8 protein-coding genes and 1 pseudogene are annotated in these 11,121 nt (G+C 65.5%); 3 read left to right on the forward strand and 6 right to left on the reverse strand.

Features of this window, described 5'->3' with window-relative positions:
• Positions 1 to 2: 2 nt before the first annotated feature.
• From G3N62_RS21155 to G3N62_RS21165, 3 genes are all read right to left on the reverse strand, one after another.
• Positions 3 to 2,510 (reverse strand): fimbria/pilus outer membrane usher protein, encoded by a 2,508-nt coding sequence (locus G3N62_RS21155; RefSeq protein ID WP_124669612.1) that lies wholly within the window; start codon positions 2,508 to 2,510, stop codon positions 3 to 5.
• 122 nt (positions 2,511 to 2,632) lie between these two features.
• Complete coding sequence (locus G3N62_RS21160; protein WP_049030638.1) at positions 2,633 to 3,346, reverse strand: molecular chaperone; 714 nt, start codon at positions 3,344 to 3,346, stop codon at positions 2,633 to 2,635.
• A gap of 58 nt (positions 3,347 to 3,404) precedes the next feature.
• The gene (locus tag G3N62_RS21165; RefSeq protein ID WP_034186082.1) at positions 3,405 to 3,998 is read right to left on the reverse strand and encodes a fimbrial protein; all 594 of its coding nucleotides are present in this window, start codon (positions 3,996 to 3,998) and stop codon (positions 3,405 to 3,407) included.
• Positions 3,999 to 4,606: 608 nt separating this feature from the next.
• Between G3N62_RS21165 and G3N62_RS21170 the strand changes: the two genes are divergently transcribed.
• Entirely contained in the window at positions 4,607 to 4,828 is a 222-nt protein-coding gene (locus tag G3N62_RS21170; RefSeq protein WP_124669611.1) for a hypothetical protein, read from the forward strand.
• A 37-nt stretch (positions 4,829 to 4,865) separates the two neighbouring features.
• Here the strand turns inward: G3N62_RS21170 and G3N62_RS21175 are convergent, their stop codons facing one another.
• Entirely contained in the window at positions 4,866 to 6,278 is a 1,413-nt protein-coding gene (locus G3N62_RS21175; protein ID WP_124607594.1) for a discoidin domain-containing protein, read from the reverse strand.
• A gap of 269 nt (positions 6,279 to 6,547) precedes the next feature.
• Here G3N62_RS21175 and G3N62_RS21180 point away from each other — a divergent pair, with 269 nt between their 5' ends.
• Both G3N62_RS21180 and G3N62_RS21185 read left to right on the forward strand, forming a co-directional pair.
• Positions 6,548 to 7,969 (forward strand): PLP-dependent aminotransferase family protein, encoded by a 1,422-nt coding sequence (locus tag G3N62_RS21180; RefSeq protein WP_124669610.1) that lies wholly within the window; start codon positions 6,548 to 6,550, stop codon positions 7,967 to 7,969.
• A 188-nt stretch (positions 7,970 to 8,157) separates the two neighbouring features.
• Positions 8,158 to 8,916, forward strand: coding sequence for a hypothetical protein (locus G3N62_RS21185; RefSeq protein WP_124669609.1), 759 nt, complete (start codon positions 8,158 to 8,160; stop codon positions 8,914 to 8,916).
• A gap of 148 nt (positions 8,917 to 9,064) precedes the next feature.
• Here G3N62_RS21185 and fdhA read toward each other — a convergent pair whose 3' ends face one another.
• Positions 9,065 to 10,261 (reverse strand): formaldehyde dehydrogenase, glutathione-independent, encoded by a 1,197-nt coding sequence (gene fdhA, locus G3N62_RS21190; protein WP_006488979.1) that lies wholly within the window; start codon positions 10,259 to 10,261, stop codon positions 9,065 to 9,067.
• A 251-nt stretch (positions 10,262 to 10,512) separates the two neighbouring features.
• A pseudogene (locus G3N62_RS21195) lies at positions 10,513 to 11,001 on the reverse strand (HlyD family secretion protein); the annotation flags it as partial.
• Positions 11,002 to 11,121: the final 120 nt, after the last annotated feature.

The raw sequence follows: 11,121 nt of genomic DNA on the forward strand, positions 1-11,121 counted from the left end.
GATCACCATGCGCCAACAACCGTACCGGCGCGCATGCACATCGCCGCCTGCCGCTCGTAGGCCAGTTCCTTGTTCTGCGTCGGCAATTGATAGGACAGCTTGCAGCTGTTGTCGCCCCACCGCACGTCGATGCTGCCCTTGTCCTCGATGCCGAACACCAGCAGCCGCGACTGGTTGTCCACCATGCCCAGCAGCTTGCCCTTCGCGTCGTAGGCTTGCGCGCCGAACGGCACCTTGCCGCCTCCGTCCTGACCCAGCTCGAACTGCACCCGGCGCCCCGATTCCGCTTCGAAGCGGGTCCTCACGATGGCCCCGCGAGTCGGGACCACCGACTTCGCGTTGTCGGTGATCTCGGTCTGCGTGCCGATGCTCGACGGATCGATGTTCAGCCAGTTCTGGCGATACGGTTGCAGATACGGCACGACCGCGTAGCCGCGCCGGTCGGTGCGGATCGTCGACGCTCCGCCAAACGTCACGTCGTGCACCTTCGGCACCTCCACCACCGCGAACGTCTCGCCGAGCGGCTGGCCGAGCGTGATGCCGCCGCCATGCACGACGACGGAGCCCGATACGCCCGCGTCGAAATGGCGGCCCGAACGATCCTGCGTGAAGTTGCCGGTCAGCTTCGCGTTCCGCGTATCCCAGCCCGCGCTCACGCCGCCCGAGCCGCCGCCGCTGCGGCTGTAGCCGGTCTGCACGCCGTAGTTGATGGTGTTGCTGTCGTTCAGGTAACCCGACGCGCCGGTCTGCACGTTGAATTCGCCGCGCGTCGACGACACCGCGTTCGCGTACAGGCGATGCGAACTCGACGCCTTGCCCAGCGGAATGCTCACCGACACGTTGAACTGCGTGTCCGGGCGCCCGAACGGCCCCGACTCCTGGATGTGCGACGCCGACACGCTGTAGCTGACGTTCTTGTAGCTGTTGCTGTAGCCGACCTGCAGGCGCCGACTGTGTCCTTCACCGTTCCAGTAGGTCGTGTCGCCGATGCCGGCGAACATCGAGCCACTGCCGAGCGGCTGGTTGACGTTCACGTCCAGCCGGCTTTTCTGACGCGCGATGCGCGGCCCGTAGGTGCGATCCGTGTCTTCGACGTGCTGGCTCAGCGTGCGGTAGCCATCCGTCGAATAGCGGTAGCCGACCATCGTGAACGTCGTGTTGGTCGAATGGAGCGTCTTCGAATACAGGAACCGCAAGCTCTGCCCTTGCCGGGTGCCCGACGACGTGCGCGACCGGCTCGTCGTGACATCCAGCGACATGCCGCCGATGCGCGTATTCACGCCGATACCGAGAGCGGCCGCCACATAGTTTTCCGCGGCGATGATGCCGCCATAACCGGTGAAGTTGTCGGACATGCCGTACACCAGCGTGCCCTGCGTGAACTTCGGGCTCGACTGGCCCTGGACGCGATACTGACCGGCGGAAAACGCGTACCGCAGGCTGCCGCGCCGAACCATCACCGGCAGGTACGAGTACGGCTGGGTGAACCGGCGCACGCGGCCGTCGGCTTCGGTAATCCGGATCTCGAGGTCGCCGTTCGAACCGCTCGGATAGATATCGGTGATTTCGAACGCGCCAGGCGGCACGGGCGTCGAATAGATCACGTAGCCGTTCTGCCGCACCTCCACGACCGCGTTGCTCTCGGCGATCCCGCGCACGATCGGCGCAAAGCCGACTTCGCTGTCCGGCAACATGCCGAGATCGGTGCCGGCCTGCGCACCGACGAAGCGCACGCTGTCGAAGATGTCGCCCGACGTATACAGTTCGCCGGCCGCCACCTTGCTGCGCAGACGCCGGATGTCGCGCTCGACGTAGGTCCGGTTGCTGGTGAAGCTGCTCTTCGCGCCCTTGGTGCCGGTAAGCGTCGATTCGTTGCGGAAGCGCCAGCCGCCGGCATTGAAGCCGCTGCGCAAACCGACGAAGTAAGACTCGTTGCCGTAGCCGCTGCCATCGTTGCGGCTGTAGTTGGCCTGGTAGTCGGTGTACAGCGCGGGGATGCCGTCGTCCCACAGCGACTGGTCGACGTAGCCGCGCGACGTGCGCGACACGTAGAGCTGCGGAAAGCTGATGTTCAGCGAGAGCGTATTGGACTCGAACTCCACCGAAGCGCCATCCGCCACGGCGGGCAAGTCGACGATCGTCTCGTCGTCCGCGCCTGCAGCGATACGCCCGTCCTTTTCCAGCCGCGCGATGTTGACGCCGGCCGTGCGCAACAACCCGAGCGTCACCATCGGCTTGACGGTGCCGTCGGCGTCCGCGCGGAACGCGACGTCCTGGCGCTTGGCCAGCGTGTGATTCAGGTAGATGTCGACGTCGTAGCGGCCGGGCGACACCGCGCTGCCCTTCTCGAAGTAGCTCAGCTCGACCGGCCCTTCGCCCTTGCGCAGAAAGGACTCGTTGAACTCGACCGCGTGGCCGGTCGCAGGCAGTACCAAACCGATCAATGCAAGGCACGGCGCGCCGATTTGCGCGGCGGTCCAGACATCGACTTCCTTCCTGACGTTCTCCATACCCTTTCTCTATGTTGATTCACCTCCCGAGTGGCATCGCAGGCGCGAACGGTCCACTCCCCACGGCAAGGGCCCGGGGATGACGAAGTTGAGGAGCAATACGACCTGCGGAACCGGCGATGTCAGCCGGCAGTGCCGTCATGGGCTTCGACGGCACCGTAGTCGTTGATCGATTCGAAGTGGACCTTGACGCCGGTCTCCGCGACGGAGGCCGGCAGGCCCTTGACGGCGAAATGACGCGTGGCGGAAGGCGGCACCATCTCGGCTTGCGCGTCATAGTCGCGACCGCCGCTCTGCACCTTGACCGATGCCAGCGACACGAAGAAGGGCGACGGATTGTTGACTTCGAGTTGTGTCTGGCCGTCGCGTTGAACCACCTTCCAGCGCAGTTGCGCGGGCGCTTCCTCGACCTTGCCGGGCAGTCCGGCGGGCCGGTAGAAGAACTTGATGCGCTGACGCACCGCAATCTGCAAAGTGTTGTCGTCCCTCGCTTTCTGCGGAATCTCCTGCACGTTGAGCCAGAACACCGACTCGCGATCGCCGGGCAGGCCCTGACCGTAGTAAAGGACGCGCAGCGTCTGCTGCTTTTCGCCGCCGAGGCGGTTCAATGCCGGCGTGATCGCGAAAGGCACGTCCCCTTTGCCGTCGCTCGTGTCCATCCACGACTGGATCATGACGTCGGCCGACGCGCGGTTGCGAACCAGAATCGACGCCTCCTTGCTCGGCGCGGCCAGCACGACGCGGGTTCCGTCGAGCGTCACGCCGGCGAGCGAAGCCGCCGAAGACAACAGCAGGGAGCCGGCCAGCGCCAGTCCTGCAAAGTGGAATCGTTTCATGTCGAACAGAAAGTCGTTGATCGGGCGGGAAAGCAGCGCCTCCCCGCCCGGAGGTGGATTACTCGTAGGTCAGCGTGAACGGCAGCGTGCCGTTTGCGGTGCCGGCCACGATGTCGACGCCGTTCTTCACGTAGCCGGCGCGCATCGCCAGGTTCGCCGTGTAAGTCGGCGCCGCATCCGTCCCGCCCTTCACCAGCGGTGCGTCGAACGTCTCGTTGGCGTTCAGGTTCAGCAGCGTGCCGGCGGTGTTGTAAATACCGATGCCGACGCCCGCGGCCGTGCCGGTGGTCTTCAGCAGCTTGTTGTTGGTGCTGTCGACGCCCGAACCGCTGGCCGGGTCGAAACGCACCTTCACCGTGGTCAGGCCCTTCGCGGTCGAGCCGCAATCGAGGACGAGGTTGATCGCGGTGCCGGCCGCGATGCCGCCGCCGGCCGTGCCGCCCAGCGCGTCGGTGCTGACCTTGCCCAGCTTGACGTCGATCGACTGCTCGCCCTTGCCGCCGGTCACCGACGTGCCGTTGCCACCCGTGATGCCGCACGATGCGGCCACGATCTCGCCCGTGAAGTTGATCGTGCCGTCCGCCGCGTGAGCCGCGTTCATCGCCGCGAATGCCAACCCCGCTGCCGACATCATCATTGCAATCTTTTTCATTTCTGGTTCACTCAATCGTTAAATGAGAATCTTGAGCGGCCTCGTTCCGATCGGATACGCGTCGCTCAATCATATGTACAACTAACTTCATGAAGATTTACAATTCCTTCGTTTCCTCCACCGGCTGAAAATGAGTGAATGGAATCCCTACCCGTTTGACAGGGCCCCGCCGCGAACGTACAACTCGCGGATGTCGAACGTGCCGAGCGCCGCGCGGCTCGATCTCGTCATCGAACACGCGTGTGATTACCGTCGACAAATAATTGTCGACCCATCACTCCAGTGAATCGTCGTGACGATGTGGCCGATGCCGTCGAACTTGCTGATGATGCTCGACAGGCCCCGAGAAAGCGTTGAGCGAACGATCATCCGTTCTCGTTGGTGGCGAGCACGGAAACGCCCTGATTACATTCGTACAGCTCGCGTCAAACCCCATCCCCCATCGTCGTCCCGCTTTCCGGAAGACGTCGCACAGCGATATCGATTTCTTGTATGCAATTTTAGGGATCGCTCTATCTGCGATCTATGGAACTCGAACTATATTTTCTTGAAAATAAATAGTACAAGTACGATATTTGAAATTTCCGGCTGCACTCCCGAGCCATTACGTGAAACGTTATAAACGGAGCACGGTAACCGTCGCCCGCACCCGCTTCGGGCCGTCGGTTCTTGATGCCGGACCTGGTCGTCGTATCCGCTTCGAACAGGTTCCGGCAGATGCGACGCAGGATCGCAAAGTGTCGGGCGGCGTTTTTACGCGAATCCTGCGCGGGTCTTCACCGCAGGTCACGATCTCGAAAACAAAAATGCCGTTCAGTTTCATCAACTGAACGGCATCCGGTTTGCCAGACTGATTTCTTCCCGCGCTTACGATCCCCACACCTGCATTTCGTAGAGCGAATAGCCCCACTGCGTCGCGCGCTTCGTGCCGAGCATCCGCACGTAACGACCGCTTCCGTTGAGATTCGGCAGCGTGACGTGGTTATATGAACCGCCGTTGCTCGTCGAATAGAGCGTCGTCCAGTTGACGTTGTCGTTCGATGTCTGGATCTGATAGACAAGCGCGCCCGCATCCCAGTACAGGTCGACGTGATCGATGTGCTTCGTCGCGCCGAGATCGACCGAGATCCATTGCGGATCGACGCCCGCGCCTTCCGGCGAATCCCAGCGCGTGCCCGTCGCGTTGCCGTCGAACGCCTTGTCCGCCGTGAACGACGCGTTGTAGCTCGCCGACGCCGCGGCCGGACGGCCCTGCGACAGCAGCGTCATCTGGGCGGTGGACGGCCCGCCGTAATAGCTCGACCCGAGCTTCGCCTTCGTCGTGTCGGCATTCACGCCGAACTGCGACAGGCTCCAGCGCTGGCCGGTCGTCACGTCGCCCACATAAAGCTGATAGCCGCCCGCGGTCGTCGACGAGAAGAACAGGTAGTTCGTGCCGCTCGCCGGCGCCGGATCCGAGTTGTTGCTCATGCAGTCGTTGAGCGCCAGCGCATTCGGCACCGACGCCGGGTCGGCCGTCTTCGCATAGATCTGGTCGGCCCCGCCGCTGTCCTTCCAGCGCGCGTAGTACACCATGCCGTCCGCACGCACGATCGGGTAGTACGTCTGCAGCCCGGCCGGATGATCGAACACGGCGGTCGCGCCGGTCGCGATCGTGCGCTTCATCAGCCCCATGCTCGAGCCGGTGCCGGTCGCGTAGTACACGGCGCTCGCGTCCGGCGCGAGGAACGGCATCGAATACTCGGCGCCGGCCGGCGCGTTCGTCAGGCTCACCACCGACGTGAACGCCGGGCCCGCGCTCGTATACGACAGCGTCGCCTGCTTGATGTCGCCGTTCTGCTTGAACACGAGCGTCTTGCCGTCCGCGCTGAACTTCGGGTCTTCGTTGCGCGTGGCGCCCGTGCTGTTCGTCATGTTGACGGGCGGCGTGCCGGCGCCGAGCTGCAGCATGAAGACGTTCCATGCGCCGTTGCTGATGCCCATGAACGCGAGCCACTTGCCGTCGGGGCTGAACACGCCGTTCATCGGATCGGTGATGCCCCACGTGCTCTTGCTCAACTGCGTCAGCGTATGCGCCGAAAAATCGTAGAGGAACAGCTGGCTCGTGCCGTCTCCGTACTTGACATAGCTGTGATAGACGAGCTTGCCGGTCAACGCGGCGGGAAACGTCGCGTTCGGCTGGGCGGCGGGATTGCTGGTACAGGTTGCGGCTGCGGCGCCGCTGAACAGGTTGAGGGCGAGGCCGGCCACGAGACCGGCGACGAGAGTTTTCAATTTCACGCTGGATGCTTCCGAGTAGGGTCAGGATGCCGCGGACGAGAACCCGCGCACGCCACTGGGTCATGGAGCCACGGCCGTACGGCGTGGATTCCGTCTCGGTCGGTCATCGGGAATGGAACGTGCTGGAGAATGCCCGTTTATCAGACGAAAGAACAGCATCAGAGCACTCAAAAAACATGCGGCTCAGCGATTGGGGGCGCGCTTGCACGCGACGGGTGCCGTGCCCTACTCTGTTTTTCAGCGAGGCTTCGAGCGGCCGGGGGGCAGGCATGAAGCGATATGCGGCGCTGGCACAGACGATCGCCGACGCGATCCGGCGCGGCGACCTGGCAGCCGGCGAGCGTATCCCCACCGTGCGCGCGGCATGCCGCGCGCATCGGGTCAGTCCATCCACCGTGTTTCGCGCGTACTACGCGCTCGAAAGCGAGGGTCTGATCGTCGCGCGGGCACGGTCCGGCTATTTCGTGGCGGACCTCGACGACAAGCACGTGCGGCTCGGCCACGATCCGCCGCGCAAGCCGGGCACCGCGCCAACCGGCGAAAAAGACGTGCTGTTCCGCCTGCTCGACTCCCTCCGACGCGAGGACGTCGTGCCGCTCGGCTCGGCGTTCGCCAGCTATTCGCTGTTCCCGATGAGCAGCCTGTGGCGTCACGTCGCGTCCGCGGCCCGCAACATGGACCTCACGAAACTGCTGTCGGGATTGCCGCCCGGCAACGATGCATTGCGACGACAGATTGCCCTGCGTTACTTGAACGCGGGCGCCGCATTGCCGATGGACGAAATCGTCATCACGACCGGCGCGCTCGAAGCGCTGACGCTCAGCCTGCAGGCGCTGACGCGCCCCGGCGACCTCGTCGCGATCGAACGGCCCGCGTTCCACGCGGTGCTGCAGACCGTGCAGCGCCTGCACCTGAAGGCCGTCGAGATTCCGGTCGACCCGCGCGCGGGCCTCGACCTCGATGCGCTTGCCGCGGCGCTCGACGCGCATCCGGTACGCGCGTGCTGGTTCATGACGTCGTTCCACAACCCGACCGGCGCGACGTTGACCGAAGAACGCAAACGCGCGCTGATCGACCTGCTCGCGTCGCGCGGCGTGCCGCTGATCGAGGACGACGTGTATGGCGAGCTGCATTTCGGCCCGTCGCCGACGCGGCCCGCGAAACTGTATGACGACAGCGGGCTCGTGCTGCATTGCGGGTCGTTCTCGAAGTGCCTCGCGCCCGGGTTCCGGATCGGCTGGGTCGCGGCGGGACGCTTCGCGCAGCAGATCCGGCAGGCCCAGATCACGCGCGCGCCGGCTGCCGACGTGCCTGCGCAACTGGCGATTTCGAGCTACCTGCGCGACGGCGCATACGACCGCTTCCTGCGCAAGCTGCGACGCAATCTCGCCGCGCACCAGGCGCAGATGCTCTCGGCCGTACGGGCCTATTTTCCGGCGGACACCGAAGTGTTCGCGCCGCGCGGCGGGTATTTTCTATGGATCGAACTGCCGCCGCACGTCGATGCGATGCACCTGTTCGACGCTGCCATGGAAAGCGGCGTCAGCATCGCGCCGGGGCCGATCTTTTCCGCGACCGGCGGATTCCGCCGCTACCTGCGGCTCAACTACGGCCGGCCGTGGACGCCGGCCGTCGAGCGCGCGATGGAGACCGTCGGAACGCTCGCGGCCCGGCAACGACACGACGGTTAGCGCGAAACATGCGGCCCGCGACGACCGACATCGTCCTTGCGTTTCGCGTGCAACCGGCCAAGAATGAACGTCGGGCAGCCGCGGACGAACGGGTTCCACAAGTCCGATGTTATGGAGAATCGCATGAACACCGACTGCGAGCGACGGCCAGCATGTGCTCCGGCGGCGGCGCCCGCCCGCCGCTGACGATGCGCGTCCTGCCCAACCGGCACGTTCGCGCGCGCGATGCGTGGCGCGCCGTGCTGAATGCGCGCGTCGAATCGCGACCGTGCACCGCTTGCCGCTGCAGGGAATGCGGTTTCGTGGCTCTCCACGCACTCGAGCATTGCCCCGTCTGCGGCCAATGGGACTGGCCGTTCGATCCGGTTCGCAGCACGCCCCGCCACGCACACGCGATGCATGCGCGGCGATCCTTACACACGTGGCCGTCGCGCATCGCGCGTACGTTGCGCGACGCGGCCTTCCGGCAGCCGAGCGCGTCGAGCGCACCGATCCTGAGCATCGTGACACTCGTGCTGCTGGTCGGCGGTTATGTGATGGTCGACCGCACCTGCAAGACCGATCCCGTCTGTAAAGGATCCGGCGCACCGTCCGCGTCGGCGACCGAGACGCATCCGCTTGCGGCGAACGATCCGGTGCTGCCCGTGTTGCAGGCGCCGGCCTATCCGTTTCATTCGACTGACGGCGCGCAGCAGGCGGCCATTCCGCCCCGCGGCGATGCGAACGCCACTCCGCCGGCAAGCAAGATGCAGGTTGCACAAGCCGCGCCGTCGATGCGCGCCCCCGACCGGAAACGCGCCGACACGGTTCGCGTGGCGGACTGGAAAAGCAGCCGCGATGCCGCCCATCGCACGCATCCGATGCGTCGCGTGAGCCTGCCTGTTCGCCACCGGCGGTACACCGCATCCGGCCACGCCGAGATCGCGAAACTCTATCGCGGCCACTGAGCGCGAGCCTCGCCGCTCGCGCTGGACGATTCGCGTTCCGAACCGATCTTCCGCCCCCCTCGATCGCCTCGGGCCCGCAACAAAAACGGGCGGCCCGTTTCAGGAGCCGCCCGTTTCCTTCGATGCGCAGCGAACGAACGCTAGCGCATCAGGCCGCCAGCAACCCGTGCGGGTCGATGACGAATTTGCGCGGCGCGCCGCCGTCGAACTTCTTGTAGCCTTCCGGCGCCTGGTCGAGCGAAATCACCTCGACGTTGACGATCTTCGCGATCGGCAGCCGGTCGAACAGGATCGCCTGCATCAGGTTGCGGTTGTACTTCAGCACCGGCGTCTGGCCCGTGAAGAACGAGTGCGACTTCGCCCAGCCGAGGCCGAAACGGATGCTCAGGCTGCCGTGCTGCGCGGCCTTGTCCTTCGCGCCCGGATCGTCCGTCACGTACAGGCCCGGGATGCCGATCGCGCCGGCCGGCCGCGTGATTTCCATCAGCGAGTTCAGCACCGTCGCGGGCGCTTCCTCCGCGTGGCCCGACGAACCGTGGCCGTGCGCCTCGAAGCCGACGCAGTCGACCGCGCAGTCGATCTCGGGCACGCCGAGGATCTGCTCGATCTGCTCGCCGAGCGATGCGTCCTTCGACAGGTCGACCGTCTCGAAGCCCATCGCGCGCGCATGCGCGAGCCGTTCCGCGTTCATGTCGCCGACGATCGTGACGGCCGCGCCGAGCAGGCGGGCCGACGCCGCAGCGGCCATGCCGACCGGGCCCGCGCCCGCGATATAGACCGTCGAGCCCGGCTTCACGCCCGCGCTCACCGCACCGTGATAACCGGTCGGCAGAATGTCGGACAGGCAGGTCAGGTCGCGGATCTTCGCCATCGCCTGGTCGCGGTCCGGGAATTTCAGCAGGTTGAAATCGGCGTACGGCACAAGCACGTACTCGGCCTGGCCGCCGATCCAGCCGCCCATGTCGACGTAGCCGTAAGCGCCGCCGGCGCGCGACGGGTTCACGTTCAGGCACACGCCCGTATGCGTGTCCTTGCACATCGCGCAGCGGCCGCAGGCCACGTTGAACGGCACCGACACGAGATCGCCGAGCTTCAGCGTCTCGACGTCGCGGCCCACCTCGACCACTTCGCCGGTGATCTCGTGACCGAGCACGAGGCCGACCGGTGCGGTCGTGCGGCCGCGCACCATGTGCTGGTCGGAGCCGCAGATGTTCGTGCTGACGACTTTCAGGATCACGCCGTGGCCGATCGCGCGGCCGCTCGGGTCGACCATTTTCGGATAATCGATTTTCTGGACTTCGACCTGGCCCGGTCCAAGATAGACGACACCTCGATTGCTGCTCATCGTATTGTCTCCATGTCTCGTTGGATGACGCCGCGGCGCGCCGGCTCGTGCGGCGCACGCGCGACGTGCTGTTCGAGAGTAGTCCCGGAGACAGGGGCGCCGATGTCTCAAACGCGACATGCGTTTGATCGACGCCGACATCGATGGCGGAAATACGAAAGTCGGACGGGAACCGCCGGGCAGGATCCGGACCGGACGCGCGGGGTCGGACCGGCCCTCGCGGCCGGCTCTACCCCTTTCCGCGACGGGCGCTACCCGCCCAGATTCTCGCGGACGATCGAAGCGGCCGCCGCCTCCGCGTCGCTCGCGACGCCATCGTGCACGCGCGTGCTGACGGCCGGCGTCGGCGGCTCGCTGTCGAGCGCATGGCCGTTGCGGTCGTGCGTGTCGACCGTCGCACGCATCGACAGCCCGACGCGCAGCGGATGCGCGGCGAGATCGCGGGCATCGAGCGCGATCACGACCGGCACGCGCTGCACGACCTTGATCCAGTTGCCGGCCGCGTTCTGCGACGGCAGCATCGAGAAAGCGCTGCCCGTACCGGCCGAGAAACCCTGCACGCGGCCGCGATAAGTGATCCGCGAGCCGTAGAGATCCGACACGACCTCGACCGGCTGGCCAACGCGCATGTGGCGGATCTGCCCTTCCTTGAAATTCGCCTCGATCCACAGCCGGTTGAGTTGCACAATCGACATCAGCGGCACGCCGGGCCCGACCTGCTGGCCGACCTGTACCGAGCGGTTTGTACTCCTCCAGCGTGACAGCCAGCGCATTCGGCCACACCCGGCGCACGCTCGCATGGCGCACCCACGGCATCTGCTCGAACGCGGCGCGCGCCGCATCGAGATCGACCGTGAAGA

Source organism: Burkholderia sp. Tr-20355 (assembly GCF_017104685.1).
Lineage (GTDB): Bacteria > Pseudomonadota > Gammaproteobacteria > Burkholderiales > Burkholderiaceae > Burkholderia > Burkholderia seminalis.